Raw genomic sequence first — 15,678 nt, 5'->3', positions numbered from 1 at the left:
ACCTGCCCTTGACGGCCGCGGTCCTAGACGAGCGGTACGAAGGGAAAGACTCCGTCGGCCGATCCCCTGCCGGCCCCGGTGCGGGCACTTCGCTCCGGAAGTCTCACACCTGGGTAGCGCCTGGCTCTGTTGGTCACGCAGGAGCGCGGTCCTGCCGATACGTGTAGGCGGCCGCACGGACCCCTTCGTCACTCTCCAGTCCCGCACCGAGAGCTCCCCCGAACGTCGCGAGGGCGCTGGTGAGCCACACCAGCTCCAGGTAGTCGCTGAAGCGAACCTCGTGTCCGAGGCCCTGCTCGAACAGGTCCGAGGGCACCAGGACTGGTGAGGTCAGCAGTGCGAGCACGAAGAGCGCGGCAGAGAGGCAGAGCACGCCCAGGACGACCGTCGCCGTAGTAGCGAGGTTGAAGAGGGTCACCTGCTTCCTGCTGACCGGATTCGATGCGTGCTCCCACAGGCCGGCGCCGACGATGAGCGCGGTGGTGATCGCCGCGACCGAGCCCACCCCGATCACCCAGAGCCTGGCCCAGCCGAGCGCGTCGGCCAGCTGCCAGATGTCGGAGGTGACCATCGCGAAGACTCCCGTTGCGAGAGCGGCCGCCAGCGCTCTAGAGAGTCCGATGGCGAGCTTCCACGGTTGGTTGGCGCGGATCATCCCGATCAGTAGCCGCAGGTTCCCGCTCAGGACCCTCGCGGTGAACATGACGCCGCCGTCTCCCTCGTGCCGCTGGCTCCTCCCGAGCTCGCGGGCACGGCGTCCGAGAACAGCAGCCGAGCCCGACGACGCGTCGCCCTCCGTGTCCCCGAGCAGGGTGCGCACGAGACCGACGACTGTGTCACGGGTGCGTCGACGCAGCCCGATGGCACCGAGAGCCGGGAGACACACCACAGCGACGCCGTGCACAGGGCTCGCGTGGGCCACCACTGGGCGCCGGCGAGCCGCGAGCGGGAGGGCGGTGAGGACGACGACCAGATCCCAGTCCTCCTGCACCAGCCGCTCCCTCGCCGCGGCGACGAGGGCGGCGTCGTCGGCAGGCGGCTGCACGAGTTCGTCGACCACCGTGGGAACCCGCCACTGCACGGTGGGCAGGTGAAGACTCAGCTCTGCACCCAGGTCGTCGGCGAGGGTCGCCGCGATCTCGGTGGCCGCACCCGGAGCCGAGACGAGCCCGATCACTACCTCGTCGGTGCTCATGCGGACGCGATCGGGCTGCGCGGACGCTCCCGACCTCTCGGCGGCATGGCTGAGTGTCGGATCACCGCGCTCGGTGAAGCAAGAGTCGAGCCCGGCGATGAGCCGGACGAGTCGACGGATCGCGCGGTCCCCGCGCGAAGGACAGGTAGGCGCGACGACAGATCCGAGGGCCGGACTCGACCCTTGAGGTCAGCTGGACGAGATGGTCGACGCGCCCGATCTCCAAGAACTGGAGCTCTATCAGGGTCACACCCAGGCGCTGCGGCTCTGAGGCGATCAGGGCCAAGATATTCGGGCGGATGCTTCGGGGAAGCGGTGCGGGGGCGTCTACCCCGGGATCTTGTCGGCGAGGATGTCGATCTTCTCGATCTGGGGTTCGGAGAAGAGGACGCCGGTGTTGGGCCCTAGTGCCTGCCCCACACCCCCGGCGAGGTGGGCATCGCGTGCCTCGTCGTCGGGGAACACGTCGAACACGCCGAACGACGACGGGCCGAACCGAAGGGCGAACCAGGAGACGGTGCCCGCCTCGTCCATCACGATCGCCCGTGCAGCCTCGAGGAACTCGGAGAGCTCCGACTCTTTACCTGGCAAGGCCTCTAGACGCACGAGGAGGGCTTTGGTCACCATGGACAGGCTCCTTCGCTGCGGGGAACGCGGCCGCGGGAGGACAAGCCACCTCGATCAACCTACTCGTCGGCGACGCACGTGAACAGGGCGGCGCCGCCCTCGCCGGAGGCGTCGGCGGCCCCGCCCACCAGGTGCGCGGGGCGGCTCGAGAGCCCCGGAGCGGACGGTCCTGCAGAGGATCGCCTATCGGCGCGGGCCTGCCGGTGCGACCGGCCACCGCTCCCCGTGAGGCAGGCTGACGAACCGGCCGACGGCATGGCCTTCACCGACCTGGCCAGTCGCAGGCTGCCGCGGCGAAAGACCTTCAGTGTCACCACCGTCAGCCCGCCTCGTCCGGCGGCAATCTCCGACGTCCGAGATCACGGGTCCCCTGACGGAGCAGTAGACCCTCTCTGTCTCCTTCGCACACTGCGACGACAGCCAGCACGTCACCGCTCGCGTCCACCGGGAGGTCACCGAGCCTTCGTCCGGCGAACAGCCCGAGAGATCGTCCATGGACAGTCGAGGGCGGCCACCATCGGGCGCCCCAGCCGTCCGACGCCACGACCGTCCACTGCGAGAAGACGTCCGGCACCGGTCGGCACGTTCCGATCACGCGGAGTGATCCGCCCGCTGTCGACACCTCACCGTCGACCGGTCCGGACGAGGTGCTCGTACACCAGGCGCACGGCGATGGAGCCCTCGCCGACGGCGGAGGCCACCCGCTTCACCGAGCCGCTGCGCACGTCCCCCACCGCGAAGACGCCCGGGGTCGCGGTCTCGAACACGGCGGCGCCATCCTGGTCGGCCTCACCCCGGTCGCCACCGGTCAGCACGAACCCCCTGTCGTCGAGCGCGATCACGCCCTCCAGCCACCGGGTGCGGGGTTCGGACCCGATGAGGACGAAGAGCGCTGTCGAGGCGAGGGGTCGGCACTCGCCCGTCCGCAGGTTGCGGACGACGACCTCCTGGAGCCCGAGGTCGCCGTGCAGCTCGGAGACCTCGCAGCTGCGCCACAGCTGTACCCGTGGGGCCGCGACGACCCGTTCCGCCAGGTAGCGGGACATGTCGCGGTCCAGGTCGTCGTGGCGGACGACGAGGTCCACCCCGGCTGCGTTCCGGGCCAGGAACAGGGCCGCCTGCCCGGCCGAGTTCCCGCCGCCGACGACCGTCACCGGGTCGCCGCGGCAGAGCCGTGCCTCGAACTCGGTGGCGGCGTAGTAGACGCTGGGCCCCTCGAGCCGGTCCATGCCGGGGACCTCGAGGCGGCGGTACCGTACACCGGTCGCGAGCACCACGGTGTGCGCTTCCACCTGGGTGCCGTCGGTCAGCCCGACGACGAAGTGGCCGTCGACGGGGTCGAGCGACCCCACCTCGCCGGGGATCGTGAACGAGGCGCCGAACTTGCGGGCCTGGACGACCGCCCGGTCGGCGAGCTCGGCGCCCGAGATGCCGGCCGGGAAGCCGAGGTAGTTCTCGATCTGGGACGAGGTCCCCGCCTGGCCTCCCGTCGCGATCGCGTCCAGCACGACCGTCGAGAGCCCTTCGGAGGCGGCCGACACGGCAGCGGCGAGACCGGCCGGGCCCGCACCGACCACCACGACGTCGTAGGCGTCGCGAGGCGGTGCCTCCTGCCGCAGCCCCAGGAGGGCGGCCAGCTCCGTGATGCTGGGGTTGCGCAGGACCGCCCGCCCCTTCCAGATGACGACAGGGGTCTGGGCGGGTGAGACGTCGAACGCCCGCAGGGTCGCCTCGGCCTCGGGATCGTCCTCTAGGTCGTCCCAGCGGTACGGGACGCGGTTGCGGCTCGCGAAGTCCCTCGGGCGCCGGGTGCTGGGCGAGTAGCGGGAGCCGATGATCCGGAGCCCGGCGCCGAGGTCGGCGTGGATGTGACGTCGCAGGATGAAGGCCCGCAGGATCAGGTCCCCCAGCGCCCGGTCGTGGGTGACCGCCTCCGTGAGCCGGTCGAAGGGGACCTCCAGGACCTCGACGTCGGTCTGGGCGACGGCGGTGACGAACACGACCTGGCCGGTCAGCATCGACAGGTCGCCCACGAGACGCCCCGGTCCGTGGACCGCGATGACTCGTGACCGGCCCTCCTGGTGGTCCTCCTGGCCCACCTGGACCCTGCCGTCCAGCAGCAGGAACAGGCCGCAGTCGCGGTCACCCTCGCAGAACAACGTGGTCCCCTTCCCCAGCCGCTTCCGCTGGCCGTAGCGCACGAGGAACAGGACCTGCTCCTCGGTGAGGCGGGGGTAGGCGCCGGTGGTGTCGGGGGTCTCGGGCAGGTCCGGGACCTCGGGCTCAGACGAACTGCTCGTCGGCATAGCACCACCTCCAGCTCTCACCGGGCTCGATCGAGCGCACGACGACGTGCCTCGTCGTGGCGGCGTGGGCGCGGGCGTGGCGCATGGGGGAGGAGTCGCAGCAGACGACCTCGCCGCAGGTCAGGCACTGCCGCAGGTGCACCCACGGCGTGCCGAGCCGCAGGCACCCCTCGCAGCCCGCCGTCCGGGGCGGCCCTACCGGCCGGACCAGCGCGAGGTGGGGGTCCGGGACCGCCCGACCGGGGACCGAGGTCATCGCCGGTCCTCCCCGGTCCAAGGGGCGTCCGCCCCGGTGGCGTCCGGCTGAGGCAGGTGCTCGGTCAGCCACGACCGCAGGGTGCTCACGGGGGCGGCGCCGGTCTGCGTGGCGACCACCTGGCCGTGGTGCATGAGGACCAGTGTGGGGATCGCCTGGACCTCGAAGCGGCGGCTCACCTCCGGCGAGAGGTCCGCGTCGACCTTGACCAGCTTCAGCTGTCCCGCGAGCTCTGCGGCCAGCTGTGCTGGGCCAGCCCGGCGCCCGCCAGGGCCCCGGCCAGCCAGCACCCGACCGGCAGGGCGAGGAACTCGACCAGCTCCACGGGCGGGACGGGGGAGCCGAGCCGGAGCAGCGTGAGGCACAGGGCGGCGTAGCCCAGCAGCCAGGCCGCCGCCGTGAGCACCCGGTGCCGGCGCTGCCGGTACCCGACGGTGTACAGGGCCAGGTACACCGCGATGCTCGCGACGGTCTGCCGGTACCCGAGGCACTGGTAGACGGACGCCGAGACCGAGACCAGCAGCAGGCACCAGCCCGGGGACCGCGTCCGGAGGGCGAGCGGGAGGGAGTGGCCCAGCACCAGGACGACGGCCAGGACGTCGAGGTCCCGCACGGGTTCCTCCCAGCCGAGCAGGGTGCCCCGCCCCGCCAGGGGCGGCGCGAAGGCCGCCACCGTCACCACGACCACCAGGACCAGGTCGACGTGCGGCCGCACGGCGTCGAGGACGCGGGCGGCCCGGGGGCCCGTCCGCGTCCACCACCTCTGCACGGGGACACACAAGCACGCGGGCCCGGTCGTCGGGCAGCGGTCAGGTCGGGGGCTGCTCCTCCGCGGCCCGGGCACGGGCGCGGCGCTTCCCCTCGTGCATGGCCTGCACCCGGGCGACCGGGATGCCGTGGCCCTCGGCGACCAGGTCGGCCGGCAGCTCCTGCGGCTCCGGCAGGGCCGCGGCCCAGGGGTCCGCGGTGCCGAACCGGGCGACGGCCGTCCGGACGGTGACGTCGCCGGGCAGGACGTCGGCCAGCTGCTCCCAGCCGACCGGCGCCGAGACCGGCAGCCCGGGGCGGACGCGGGGGCTGTAGGCCGCGGCGACCGTGCCGCGGCCCGACCGGGTGGAGTCGACGAACACCCGGCCGCCCCGGTCGGCCACCACGTACGCGGTCGTGGCGATGTCCGGGTCCAGCGCCGCGGTGCGGGCGGCCAGGGCACGGGTCGCGGCGGCGACGTCCTCGGCCGACGAGCCGTGCACGGGGACGACGACGTGCAGGCCGGTGGCCCCGCTGGTCTTCACCGCCGCCTCCAGGCCGGCGTCGGCGAGCGCCCGGCGGCACAGCAGCGCGGTGGCGACCACCGCGTCGAAGGAGGCGCCGTCCGGCGGGTCGAGGTCGAGCACCAGGCCGGTCGGCTCGTCCGCCCCCACCCGGCTGAACGGCACGTGGAGCTCCACCGCCCGCTGGTTGCCCAGCCAGAGCAGGGTGCGGCGGTCCTCGACCAGGACCTGGTGCACCTCGCGCCGGGCCCGGTCGGACCACGTGGCCACGGTGCGCACCCAGTCGGGCGCCCCCTTCGGCACGTCGCGCTGGACGAACGGCGCCGCACCCGGCCGCACCCGCGTGACGGTCAGCGGACGGCCCGCGAGCAGCGGCACGAGCCGGTCGGCGAAGGCGTCGAGGTGGTCGACCAGGTCCCGCTTGGTCACGTCCAGCCCGTCGCCCAGCGGGGAGTCCAGGCTGCTCAGCCGGACGCCGTCCCGTTCCTCGTCCGCGGCCACCTCGTCACCGTGCCGCCAGACGCGGCGCCGGGCAACCCCTCCCCGCAGCCGTGGCGCGCAGCCCGGGTGCGACGCCCTCCGCCGGTCACGCCGTCGACCGGTGGTGCCGGTGCGTGACGGCGTAGACCTCCGGGCGCGCGAGCATCGGGACAGCCATCGCCACGAGCATGAGCAGGTGCCCCAGGGCCATGACGCCGTCGCCGTCGAGCATGCCGAGCCACAGGAGCGGGAGCAGCGCCACGGACCCCAGGTACATCGACGCCGACATCTCGACGACATCGCGCCAGCCGTGACGCCGCAGCCGCATCCACACGACCGTCCCGGCCGTCATGGCGGTCGCCATGACCAGCGGCGGCACCTCCGGGCGGGCGAGCCAGGCCGCGCTCAGGTCCCGGGTCGCCAGCGCCCAGGCCGGCAGGAGCAGGAGCATCCCCGCGCCCATCGCCAGCAGCATCTGGACGTAGTGCACCGCGAGGGCGCGTGCCCTGCCGGCGGTGCTCGTCGTGCCGGCGGTGCTCGTCGTGCGGCTGCTCGCGGTGCGGTCCATCGGATCTCCTTCCGTCGGGGTGTCCCTCGACGGTGCCGCGGGTCGGCGCGTGCTCCCAGGTGCGTCACGTCACCTGCGGGTGCCCTGGCTGTCATGCCCGGACCATGACGACCGGCACCTGGGGGCCGGCCTCCGGAGGGGGCGACGGTGGAGGCGTCCCGCCGCCTCTCGGAGGAGCCCACCGTGCAGACCTCGCTCACCGCCCCGGCCGCCGGTCGCGCCGCCCCGCCGCTGCTCGTGCTCCTCCGTCGCTGGCCCACGGCGCTCGCGGTCGGGCTGGCCGCGGCGCTCTGGGGCGTCGACACCGTCACCGCCGCGCAGCTGCTGCCCGTCCTGCCGCTGCTCTACGTCGTCCTCGCGGTGCTCCAGCGGCCCCGGGCGAGCTGGCCGGCGTTGCTGGTCAGCGTCGTCGCCCTCGGCGCCCTGCAGTCCCGGGGCACGGTCGACCACGTCCTCGCCGTCACGACCGTGGCGGCGGTGGTGGCCCTGGCGGGCGCGGTGCACCACGGCAGGGACCGCGGCACGGACCTCGGCAGTCACCCGGGACGGCAGCCCGGCGGGCACGCCGGCCGGGCCCTGCTCGCCAGGCAGGTCGTCGGGTACGTGCTGTTCGCGGGCGTCGCGGTGGTGGCGCTGCTCGCCGCCCCGGACGTGGGCCGCTGGGTCCTGGCCGTCGGCTGGCTCGGCCACGGGGTGTGGGACCTGGTCCACCTGCGGCGGCGAGAGGTGGTCTCCCGCTCCTACGCCGAGTGGTGCGGCGCCCTCGACGTGCTTGTCGCCCTCCAGCTCGTCCTGCTGCGATGACCCCGCCCCGGTCGAGCGCCGCCGACCCGGCAGCGCACCGGCACGGCGCCCCCGGCGGGTCGATGATGGGGCGCATGGTGACGCCGGGGTCCCGGCCCGGCGGCGTCACCGACCGGGCGGGTCGGGCGCGGCTCGTCGTCCTGGCGATCCTCACGGTCAACGTGGGCTGGGGGGTGCTCCTGCCGCTGGCCCTGGTCGACCCTCCCTCGCGCGCGGCGTGGCTGCTGGTCGGGGCGCTCGCGGCGGCGTCGGGAGCGGCCCTCGTCCTGCTCCTGCGGGCGGCGGTCACCCCGTGGGTCGGGTCGCGCACCCGCGATGGCCTGGTCGCGGTGCTGCTCGCCTCGGCGCTGGCCCTGTGGCCCGTGGTCGGGGCGTGGGCGGCGCCGGGGCAGGAGCCGTGGGCGTGGCTGGCCGGGACCGTGGTCGGGGTCCTGCTGCTCGTGCTCGCCCCTCGCGCGGTGCTCGCCCTGGGGGGCGCGCTCGTCGCGGTCGCCGTGGTCGGGGCGGTGGTCTGGGGGCAGTCGGTGCCGCAGACCCTCGGGTTCACCGTCGGCACCGCCGCGCTGGTGGTCCTCATGGGGCAGGTGCTGGTGTGGCTGCTCCGGCTGCTGGTGGCCGCGGAGGCCGGGCGCGAGGCGGAGGCGGGTCTGGCCGTCAGCGCGGAACGGCTGCGGCTGGCGCAGGAGCTGCACGACCTGCTCGGCCACCGGCTCACGGTCATCGCGCTGCGGGCCGAGGTGGCGGGCGACCTGGTCGCCGTCGACCCCGTCCGGGCGCGCGCCGAGACCGAGGCGGTCCGCGGGCTGGCCGCCTCGACGCTGGCGGAGGTGCGGGCCGCCGTGCACGGCTACGGCACCGTCGACCTGGCGGAGCAGCTGCGGACCGCGGAGCTCGTGCTCGCCTCGGCCGGGATCGCGGCGACCGTCCGTGCCGATGCCGCCATCGCGCACGTCCTCGACCCGACCTCCACCGGTCTGCTGGCCGCCGTCGTCCGGGAGTCGGTCACCAACCTGCTCCGGCACAGCGACGCCATGCAGGTGTCGGTGGACCTGACAGCCGGCGACGCGGGCGCCACGCTGGTCGTCGTGAACGACGGGCTGCGACCGGTCGACGGCGTGCGGGGCACCGGACTGCCGGCCCTGGCCGGGCGGGCGGCACGCGCAGGTGCCCGCCTGACCTGGGGACCGGTCGGTGGGCTGTTCGAGGTCCGCCTGGTCATGGCCGGTCGATGATCCGCGTCCTGCTCGCCGACGACGAGGAGATGGTCCGTGACGCCCTGGCGCTCCTGCTGGACCGCGAGCCGGACATCGAGGTGGTGGCGACGGCCGCCGACGGGGCCGCGGCCGTCCGGCTGGCGCTCGCCCACCGCGTGGACGTCGCGGTCGTCGACCTGCAGATGCCCACGATGGACGGGATCGCGGTCGTGGGCGAGCTCGCCCGGGTGCTCCCCGGCTGCCGCGTGGTCGTCCTCACCGGCCACGGCGGGCCGGCCGCCCTGCGCCGGGCGCTGGCCTCGGGGGCGCGCGGCTTCCTCGCCAAGGGTGCCCCCGGTGCGGCGCTGGCCGACGTGGTCCGGCGGGTACGGGACGGCCAGCGCTACGTCGACCCGGTGCTGGCCGCCGACGTCCTCACCGCCCCGCCGTCGCCGCTGACCCCGCGCGAGGCCGAGGTCCTCGCGCTGGCCGCCGCCGACCGGCCGGTCCGCGACGTCGCCCGGGCGCTGTTCCTGTCACCGGGGACGGTCCGCAACCACCTGAGCGCCGTCACGGCCAAGCTCGGGGTGCCCACCCGCGCCGAGGCCCACCGCCTCGCCCAGGAGAACGGGTGGCTCTAGGCGACCGGCACGTACGGCAGGTCCCGCGCCGGTCCGCCCCGGTGCGGAGCCCGCTCCTCACACCCGGCCGCGCAGGATGCCCCGGAAGTAGGTGACGGGCAGGGCGTACCGGTCGGCCACCCACGTCGCCCGCCGGGGCCGCACGAGGTCCGGGAAGGGCACGGAGGGTCTGGGCCGGCCGTCCCGGTCCACCTCCACGAGCATGAGGCGGTGCCGGGCGACCGTGACGGGCATGACGGTGTAGCCGTCGTAGCGCGCCAGCCGCGCCGTGCTGACGCCCGCGTCGTCACGGGTGAGGGCGATGTTGCGGGCCAGCACCGTGACCTGCTCCCGCAGTGCGCCGCCGGAGGACCTGGTGCGGTGGTCGGCGACGTCGCCGAGCGACCAGACCGCGGGGTACCGGCGGTGCCGCAGCGTGGTCGGGTCGACGTCGACCAGGCCGGCCGGGGTCGCGCCGGCCAGCGGGCTCCGGGCCACCCAGGACGGCGCCCGGTAGTGCGGGACGACGTGCGCGAAGGTGACGTCGTCGAGCTCCCGGGAGCCGGTGGGCGTCGACACGGTCACCCGGCGGTCCCGCAGCGACGTGACGCGGCCCTCCCGCAGCACGTCCACCCCGTAGGAGGTCAGCGCCTCCTCCAGGTACCGGTCGGGCCCGGGCAGGCCGAGCGGCGACGGACCGGGCAGGACCAGGTGGACGTCGACGTCCTCCAGCACCCCTCGGCGGCGCCAGTGGTCGCACGCCATGAACAGCGGCTTGAGGGCGGTGGCGCTGCACGGGGCCGGCTCGGGCGGCACGGTGAACACCACCCGTCCGCCGGTGAGGTCGCGCAGGGCGGGCCACACCCGCGGGGCGCCCTCCACGGTGAAGGTCGACCCGGCCCAGCCCGCCGCCGACGCCTCCGACAGCCCGGGGGTGGCGTCCCAGTCCTCCTCCAGCCCGGGGCAGACGACCAGCGTCGTGCACGTGATCCGGGTCCCGCCCTGGGTGCGCACCGCCGGCACCTCCGGCTCGACCGCGACGACGCGGTCCCGCACCCAGGTGCAGCCGCGCGGCACGACGGAGGCCGCCGGCCGTTCGAGCGAGGCCATCGTCGCCTCGCCGGCGCCGACGTAGTTGAGCAGGGGTCGGTACCGGTGGACGGTCTCGGACTCGACGACCGCGACGTCCCGCGCACCGTCGCGCAGGAGCCGGGCGGCCAGCGAGATGCCCGCGTTCCCGCCCCCGACGACCAGGACCTCGTGGTGCGCCATCAGGTCCTCCGTGTCGTGGGCCGAGGCGCCGGCAGGTCGCGTCGTGACCAGGGTAAGGACCGGTCCCAGAACCCGCGCGCCGTCCTGCCCGCGCCCCGGGGGCAGGACGCGACGGCGGGTCAGGCAGGCGCGGTCGTGAAGCCCGTGGCGCGGAGGACCCTGGCGGGGACCCCGGCCACGACCGTGTCGGCGGGCACGTCCCGCGTGACGACCGCGCCGGCCCCGACGACGGCCCCGGGCCCGACGGTGACGCCCGGCACGACCGTGACGCCGGCCCCCAGCCACGCCCTGCGCCCGATGCGGACCGGCGCGGGGACCATGTCGGCGCGGTGCCCGGGGTCCATGGCGTGGTCCAGCGTGGTCAGGGTCGTGCCGTGCCCGATCAGTGCGCCGTCCTCGATCGTGATCCCGCCCGTGTCCTGGAACCGGCAGCCCATGTTGACGAAGACCCCCTCGCCGAGGACGAGGTTCTTGCCGAACTCGGAGTAGAACGGCGGGAACACCGTCACCGACCGGGGGACCGGGCGTCCCGTCAGGCGCTCGAGCAGCGCGTGCACCTCCTCGGGGCTGCGGTAGGCGCCGTTGAGCTCGGCGGTGGTCCGCAGGGCGTCCTGGGCCGCGCGGACCATGAAGGCGTGCAGGTCCGAGCCGCCCTCGACGGGCAGCCCGTGGTCGACGTGGTCGAGGAAGTCTTGGAGGTCCATCCGACGATCGTGCCCGCCGGCTCGCGCCCGCGGTGGCCCGGCGGGGTGCCCTGGCAGGGCTCCCCTCGCCCGTCCGCCTCAGGGGAGGGGGGCGTCCGTGGCCCGCGCCAGGTCGGCCGCGAGGGCGTCCACGCGGGCGGCGATGTCGTCGCGCACCAGCCGCATCCGCTCCATGCCCGAGATGCCGCGCTCGGACGGCTCGTCGGTGTCCCACGTGACGACCGGGGTGCCGTCCTCGGGAGCCACCACGGCGTCGCGGCCGAGCACGACGACGAGGTCCGCCGCGGCGACCAGCTCGTCCGTGACCGGCTGCGGCACCTGGTCGCGGATGTCGACGCCTACCTCGAGCAGGGACTCCGCGGACAGGGCGTTGACCGCGCCGCCCGGGGCGGTGCCTGCCGACAGCACCTGCACGCGGCCGCCGGTGGCCTGCCGCATCAGCCCGGCCGCCATCTGGGACTTGCCGCCGTTCTTCACGCACACGAACAGCACCGTCGGGAGGGTCTGGTCGGGGGTCTCGTCCATGCGTGCTCCTTGGTCAGCGTGCGGTCTGAGGGGTGCGCAGCACGTCGGCCACCGCGTCGAGGGCTCCGGGCACGAGCGCGTAGTACGCCCACACGCCCCGCTTGTCGCGGGTTAGCAGGCCGGCCTCGACGAGCACCTTGAGGTGGTGCGACACGGTGGGCTGGGACAGGCCCAGGGGCTCGGTGAGGTCGCAGACGCAGGCCTCGCCGCCCTCGTGCACGGAGACCATGGACAGCAGCCGGAGCCGGGCGGGGTCGGCGATCGCCCGCAGCGTGCGGGCGAAGCGGGCGGCGTCCTCCGCCCCGAGCGGCTCGCCGACGAGCGGGGCGCAGCACGCCGGCGCCGGGGCCGCCGTGACGGGCAGGCTCCCCGCCGTCCGCTCGGTCGTGGCCGCAGGGCTGGGCATGGGAGGAGCATGGCACCGGGTATCGACGTCTGTCTATGTTGACGCCGGTCGATGTCTGGCGGCAGGCTCGGATCGACGTCCGTCGATCCGAGGAGTGCACCCGATGGTCCCCGCACCGCGACCCGCCCCGGCGGACGAACCCCCGACCACCCGGCGCGCCGGGTGAGCGACGTCGTCGACGAGCAGCCCGTCCGCACCGACGGTCCCGTCCTGGCGAGGCTCTCCACCCTCGACCGGTTCCTGCCGCTGTGGATCGTCCTGGCCATGGCGCTCGGCCTCGGGCTCGGCCGCGGCGTCCCCGGTCTGGACGACGCCCTCAACGCCGTGCAGGTGGGCTCGGTCAGCCTGCCCGTCGCCGTCGGCCTGCTGCTGATGATGTACCCGGTCCTGGCCAAGGTCCGCTACACCGAGACCCGCCGGGTGACCGGCGACCGCACGCTCCTCGTCGCGTCCCTGGTCCTCAACTGGGTGGTCGGCCCCGCGCTCATGTTCGCCCTGGCATGGCTCCTGCTGCCCGACCACCCCGAGTACCGGACCGGCCTGATCATCGTCGGTCTGGCCCGGTGCATCGCCATGGTCCTTATCTGGAACGACCTGTCGTGCGGGGACCGGGAGGCCGCCGCGGTCCTCGTGGCCATCAACTCGGTCTTCCAGATCCTCGCCTTCGCCGCGCTGGGCTGGTTCTACCTGCAGGTCCTGCCCGGCTGGCTCGGCCTGCCGACCACGAGCGCCGACTTCTCCGTCGTCGCCATCGTCGTCAGCGTCCTCGTCTTCCTGGGCATCCCGCTGCTGGCCGGCTACCTCACCCGCACGCTGGGGGAGCGGGCCCGGGGCCGTGCCTGGTACGAGGGCACGTTCCTGCCGAAGATCGGGCCGGTCGCCCTCTACGGGCTGCTGTTCACCATCGTCGTGATCTTCGCGCTGCAGGGCGACGCCATCACCTCCCAGCCCTGGGACGTCGCGCGCATCGCCCTGCCCCTGCTGGCCTACTTCGCCCTGATGTTCGGCGGCTCGTTCCTCCTCGGCCGGGCCGTCGGGCTGGGTTACGCGAAGACCGCGACGCTCAGCTTCACCGCGGCCGGCAACAACTTCGAGCTCGCCATCGCCGTGGCCATCGGCACCTTCGGCGCCACGTCGGGCCAGGCCCTGGCCGGGGTCGTCGGCCCCCTCATCGAGGTCCCCGTCCTCGTCGGCCTTGTCTACGTCTCGCTCTGGGCGGGCCGCCGCTTCTTCCCCGGCGACCCGACGGTCCCTGGTGCTGCCCACCGGTCGACGGCGCTGCCGGGGCCGTCCGCCCGGTGAGCGAGGCCGCGAGCCCACGGGTCCGAGCTCCTGCCCGTGACGTAGCCTCCCCAGCGTGGGGTCGTCAGGGGGTCGGACGAGGTCGCGTCGCGCACGCCTGTGGCTGGTACCGCCCCTGGTCGTCCTCGTGGCGCTGACCGCGGCGGCGGGCTGGTGGTACCTCTGGTACCCGCACGACCGTCCGTCCCTGCGCGCGGACGAGGCCTACGGCCTGGACGTCAGCAACCACCAGGGCGCCGTCGACTGGCCGGCCGTGGCCGCCGACGAGGACGGCCTCGCCTTCGCCTACATCAAGGCGAGCGAGGGGGAGACCTTCGTCGACGCCCGCTTCGCCGAGAACTGGGACGGCGCCGGGGAGGCCGGCCTGCAGCGCGGCGCGTACCACTTCTTCACCCTGTGCCGGCCCGGCCTGGAGCAGGCCGAGAACTTCCTGCGCACCGCCCCGCCCGAGCCCACCGCCCTGCCGCCCGCGGTGGACCTCGAGCTGGGGGGCAACTGCAGCCGCCGCCCGAGCACCGAGGACGTCCACGCCGAGCTCGACGCCTTCCTGTCGGAGGTCGAGGCAGCCTGGGGTCGCGACGTCCTCCTGTACGTCGGCGAGGACTGGGAGGGGCGCTACACCGTGCTGGACCGCTCGGAGCGGCCGCGCTGGCTCGTCAGCCACCTGGGGCGCCCCGACCGGGACTGGACGGTGTGGCAGTTCCACTGGATGGGCCGCGTGGACGGCATCGACGGCCGCGTCGACGTCAACGCCGCCCGCCTGGACGACCTCGCGGCCAGGTAGCCGGCCGGCTGCTCCCGCTCCTCCTCGGCCCCTGCGGGCCGTACGTTGGGGCCATGACCGATCTGCTCGTGAGGTTCGACGACGACGACGCCGTGACGATCCGGGTCGAGGACGAGCCGGGGGCCGCGCTCGAGCGGGTGGCCGACCTGATGTCCAGCAAGGGCGCCACGGTCGAGCAGGGCATCAAGGCCCCCATGGCCGTCAACTGGCGGCGGGTGCGCCGGGTGTCCGTCAAGGGGTCCGGCGAGGGCAGGTCCGCGACCCTCTGACCCTCGGGGGCGCCGTGCGGCCTGCCGGTCGCGCGTGCCTCAGGCGCGGTTGCCCGGAACCGGGGGCGCGGCGTCCGACCCGAGGGCCGGACGGTCGCGCCACGCCCCGTCAGGCGTGGTGGGCCTCGGCCCCGGCCTTCTTCGGCCGCAGGTGCATGAGGGCCACGACGACCGCGCCGACCGCGAGGCCGACCACGGCCGAGGCGAGGGTGTTGGCGAGCCACGCGAGCACGCCGCCGACCGCGGGCACGCCGTGCACGGCCTCCTCAAGGGTGTGGACGAGGTCGTACGGCTGGTGCCAGCCGAGCTCGTCGACGCCGACGAGCAGGATGTGCCCGCCGACCCAGAGCATGGCGACGATGCCGACCGTGGACAGCACGGACAGCACCTTGGGCATGCCAGTGACCAGCAGCCGTCCGGCCGTGGCGACCGCCCCGTTGCGCGTCTGGGCCAGCCGGAGGCCGATGTCGTCCATCTTCACGATGAGGCCGACCACGCCGTAGACGAGCACGGTGATCCCGATGGCCACCACGAGCAGGATGATCGCGCGCGACAGCAGGGGCTCGTCGGCGACCTCGTTGAGGGCGATGACCATGATCTCGGCGGACAGGATGAAGTCGGTGCGGGTGGCGCCGCGCACCATGGCCCGCTCCTGGTCCTCGCCCTGCGCGCCGGCGGGCAGGGCCTCCTCCTCCTTGACCTTGGAGTGCCCGGTCAGCACCTCGTAGACCTTCTCGGCGCCCTCGAAGGCCAGGTACGTGCCGCCCAGCATGAGGATCGGCGTGAGCAGCCACGGGAGGAACTGGCTGAGCAGCAGGGCCGCCGGGAGGATGAACAGGACTTTGTTGCGCAGGGAACCCACGGCGATCTTGCGCACGATGGGCAGCTCGCGGTTGGGCGTGAAGCCGTGCACGTAGCGCGGCGTCACGGCCGTGTCGTCGATGACGACGCCGGCGGCCTTCGCGCTCGCGCGCCCCGCGGCCGCCCCGACGTCGTCCACCGAGGCCGCCGCGAGCTTGGCGAGCACGGCGATGTCGTCGAGCAGCGCCGCCAGTCCGCCCGGCATCAGGACCGCCCCGCCGGGGTCGCCGCGCGA

The 15,678-nt window shown here is 74.4% G+C and carries 19 protein-coding genes; 6 read left to right on the top strand and 13 right to left on the bottom strand.

Annotated elements, in window-relative coordinates; genetic code table 11:
- Window positions 1–133 precede the first annotated feature (133 nt).
- From WCS02_RS00280 to WCS02_RS00245, 8 genes are all read right to left on the bottom strand, one after another.
- Complete coding sequence (locus tag WCS02_RS00280; RefSeq protein WP_340288014.1) at window positions 134–1,195, bottom strand: hypothetical protein; 1,062 nt, start codon at window positions 1,193–1,195, stop codon at window positions 134–136.
- A 327-nt stretch (window positions 1,196–1,522) separates the two neighbouring features.
- Entirely contained in the window at window positions 1,523–1,822 is a 300-nt protein-coding gene (locus WCS02_RS00275) for a putative quinol monooxygenase (RefSeq protein WP_340288011.1), read from the bottom strand.
- 623 nt (window positions 1,823–2,445) lie between these two features.
- The gene (locus WCS02_RS00270) at window positions 2,446–4,128 is read right to left on the bottom strand and encodes an FAD-dependent oxidoreductase (RefSeq protein WP_340288008.1); all 1,683 of its coding nucleotides are present in this window, start codon (window positions 4,126–4,128) and stop codon (window positions 2,446–2,448) included.
- The gene (locus tag WCS02_RS00265) at window positions 4,106–4,384 is read right to left on the bottom strand and encodes a UBP-type zinc finger domain-containing protein (protein ID WP_340288005.1); all 279 of its coding nucleotides are present in this window, start codon (window positions 4,382–4,384) and stop codon (window positions 4,106–4,108) included. The genes WCS02_RS00270 and WCS02_RS00265 overlap by 23 nt, the downstream gene beginning before the upstream one ends.
- Window positions 4,381–4,674: a thioredoxin family protein gene (locus WCS02_RS00260; protein ID WP_340288002.1), complete on the bottom strand. Its 294-nt coding sequence runs from the start codon at window positions 4,672–4,674 to the stop codon at window positions 4,381–4,383. The genes WCS02_RS00265 and WCS02_RS00260 overlap by 4 nt, the downstream gene beginning before the upstream one ends.
- The gene (locus WCS02_RS00255; protein WP_340287999.1) at window positions 4,599–5,153 is read right to left on the bottom strand and encodes a hypothetical protein; all 555 of its coding nucleotides are present in this window, start codon (window positions 5,151–5,153) and stop codon (window positions 4,599–4,601) included. Before WCS02_RS00255 ends, WCS02_RS00260 begins: the two co-directional genes overlap by 76 nt.
- Window positions 5,154–5,193: 40 nt before the next feature.
- On the bottom strand, window positions 5,194–6,156 hold the full coding sequence (locus WCS02_RS00250; protein ID WP_340287996.1) for a DNA polymerase domain-containing protein: 963 nt from the start codon (window positions 6,154–6,156) through the stop codon (window positions 5,194–5,196).
- 85 nt (window positions 6,157–6,241) lie between these two features.
- A complete protein-coding gene (locus WCS02_RS00245; protein WP_340287993.1) occupies window positions 6,242–6,703 on the bottom strand; it encodes a hypothetical protein in 462 nt (153 codons plus the stop codon).
- Window positions 6,704–6,886: 183 nt separating this feature from the next.
- Between WCS02_RS00245 and WCS02_RS00240 the strand changes: the two genes are divergently transcribed.
- From WCS02_RS00240 to WCS02_RS00230, 3 genes are all read left to right on the top strand, one after another.
- Window positions 6,887–7,507: a hypothetical protein gene (locus tag WCS02_RS00240; RefSeq protein ID WP_340287990.1), complete on the top strand. Its 621-nt coding sequence runs from the start codon at window positions 6,887–6,889 to the stop codon at window positions 7,505–7,507.
- Between the two features lie 74 nt (window positions 7,508–7,581).
- Window positions 7,582–8,739, top strand: coding sequence for a sensor histidine kinase (locus WCS02_RS00235; protein ID WP_340287987.1), 1,158 nt, complete (start codon window positions 7,582–7,584; stop codon window positions 8,737–8,739).
- Window positions 8,736–9,341: a response regulator gene (locus WCS02_RS00230; protein ID WP_340287984.1), complete on the top strand. Its 606-nt coding sequence runs from the start codon at window positions 8,736–8,738 to the stop codon at window positions 9,339–9,341. Before WCS02_RS00235 ends, WCS02_RS00230 begins: the two co-directional genes overlap by 4 nt.
- Before the next feature lie 57 nt (window positions 9,342–9,398).
- Here WCS02_RS00230 and WCS02_RS00225 read toward each other — a convergent pair whose 3' ends face one another.
- The 4 genes from WCS02_RS00225 to WCS02_RS00210 all read right to left on the bottom strand — a co-directional run bounded on the left by WCS02_RS00225 (window position 9,399) and on the right by WCS02_RS00210 (window position 12,227).
- On the bottom strand, window positions 9,399–10,592 hold the full coding sequence (locus WCS02_RS00225) for an NAD(P)/FAD-dependent oxidoreductase (RefSeq protein WP_340287981.1): 1,194 nt from the start codon (window positions 10,590–10,592) through the stop codon (window positions 9,399–9,401).
- Window positions 10,593–10,711: 119 nt separating this feature from the next.
- Window positions 10,712–11,296 (bottom strand): DapH/DapD/GlmU-related protein, encoded by a 585-nt coding sequence (locus tag WCS02_RS00220; RefSeq protein ID WP_340287978.1) that lies wholly within the window; start codon window positions 11,294–11,296, stop codon window positions 10,712–10,714.
- Window positions 11,297–11,374: 78 nt separating this feature from the next.
- Complete coding sequence (locus tag WCS02_RS00215) at window positions 11,375–11,821, bottom strand: arsenate-mycothiol transferase ArsC (protein ID WP_340287975.1); 447 nt, start codon at window positions 11,819–11,821, stop codon at window positions 11,375–11,377.
- Window positions 11,822–11,834: 13 nt separating this feature from the next.
- Window positions 11,835–12,227: an ArsR/SmtB family transcription factor gene (locus WCS02_RS00210; protein WP_340287972.1), complete on the bottom strand. Its 393-nt coding sequence runs from the start codon at window positions 12,225–12,227 to the stop codon at window positions 11,835–11,837.
- 264 nt (window positions 12,228–12,491) lie between these two features.
- Between WCS02_RS00210 and arsB the strand changes: the two genes are divergently transcribed.
- From arsB to WCS02_RS00195, 3 genes are all read left to right on the top strand, one after another.
- Window positions 12,492–13,529, top strand: coding sequence for an ACR3 family arsenite efflux transporter (gene arsB / locus WCS02_RS00205; RefSeq protein WP_376983822.1), 1,038 nt, complete (start codon window positions 12,492–12,494; stop codon window positions 13,527–13,529).
- A 127-nt stretch (window positions 13,530–13,656) separates the two neighbouring features.
- On the top strand, window positions 13,657–14,313 hold the full coding sequence (locus tag WCS02_RS00200) for a GH25 family lysozyme (RefSeq protein WP_340287966.1): 657 nt from the start codon (window positions 13,657–13,659) through the stop codon (window positions 14,311–14,313).
- 53 nt (window positions 14,314–14,366) lie between these two features.
- Window positions 14,367–14,582, top strand: a complete 216-nt coding sequence (locus WCS02_RS00195) for a hypothetical protein (protein WP_340287963.1) — start codon at window positions 14,367–14,369, stop codon at window positions 14,580–14,582.
- 109 nt (window positions 14,583–14,691) lie between these two features.
- Here WCS02_RS00195 and WCS02_RS00190 read toward each other — a convergent pair whose 3' ends face one another.
- On the bottom strand, window positions 14,692–15,648 hold the full coding sequence (locus tag WCS02_RS00190; RefSeq protein ID WP_340287959.1) for a DUF808 domain-containing protein: 957 nt from the start codon (window positions 15,646–15,648) through the stop codon (window positions 14,692–14,694).
- Window positions 15,649–15,678 lie beyond the last annotated feature (30 nt).

The sequence above is a fragment of the Aquipuribacter hungaricus genome (assembly GCF_037860755.1).
Lineage (GTDB): Bacteria > Actinomycetota > Actinomycetes > Actinomycetales > JBBAYJ01 > Aquipuribacter > Aquipuribacter hungaricus.
The sequence above is the reverse complement of the archived record's forward strand: the minus strand, read 5'-3'. Positions and strand labels throughout refer to the sequence as shown.

Coding starts and splice junctions, on each gene's coding strand:
- WCS02_RS00195 (WP_340287963.1), top strand. CDS start 14,367: ATGACCGATCTGCTCGTGAGGTTCGACGACGACGACGCCGTGACGATC.
- arsB (WP_376983822.1), top strand. CDS start 12,492: ATGGCGCTCGGCCTCGGGCTCGGCCGCGGCGTCCCCGGTCTGGACGAC.
- WCS02_RS00225 (WP_340287981.1), bottom strand. CDS start 10,592: ATGGCGCACCACGAGGTCCTGGTCGTCGGGGGCGGGAACGCGGGCATC.
- WCS02_RS00270 (WP_340288008.1), bottom strand. CDS start 4,128: ATGCCGACGAGCAGTTCGTCTGAGCCCGAGGTCCCGGACCTGCCCGAG.
- WCS02_RS00215 (WP_340287975.1), bottom strand. CDS start 11,821: ATGGACGAGACCCCCGACCAGACCCTCCCGACGGTGCTGTTCGTGTGC.
- WCS02_RS00230 (WP_340287984.1), top strand. CDS start 8,736: ATGATCCGCGTCCTGCTCGCCGACGACGAGGAGATGGTCCGTGACGCC.
- WCS02_RS00235 (WP_340287987.1), top strand. CDS start 7,582: ATGGTGACGCCGGGGTCCCGGCCCGGCGGCGTCACCGACCGGGCGGGT.
- WCS02_RS00280 (WP_340288014.1), bottom strand. CDS start 1,195: ATGAGCACCGACGAGGTAGTGATCGGGCTCGTCTCGGCTCCGGGTGCG.
- WCS02_RS00265 (WP_340288005.1), bottom strand. CDS start 4,384: ATGACCTCGGTCCCCGGTCGGGCGGTCCCGGACCCCCACCTCGCGCTG.
- WCS02_RS00245 (WP_340287993.1), bottom strand. CDS start 6,703: ATGGACCGCACCGCGAGCAGCCGCACGACGAGCACCGCCGGCACGACG.
- WCS02_RS00190 (WP_340287959.1), bottom strand. CDS start 15,648: ATGCCGGGCGGACTGGCGGCGCTGCTCGACGACATCGCCGTGCTCGCC.
- WCS02_RS00210 (WP_340287972.1), bottom strand. CDS start 12,227: ATGCCCAGCCCTGCGGCCACGACCGAGCGGACGGCGGGGAGCCTGCCC.
- WCS02_RS00275 (WP_340288011.1), bottom strand. CDS start 1,822: ATGGTGACCAAAGCCCTCCTCGTGCGTCTAGAGGCCTTGCCAGGTAAA.
- WCS02_RS00220 (WP_340287978.1), bottom strand. CDS start 11,296: ATGGACCTCCAAGACTTCCTCGACCACGTCGACCACGGGCTGCCCGTC.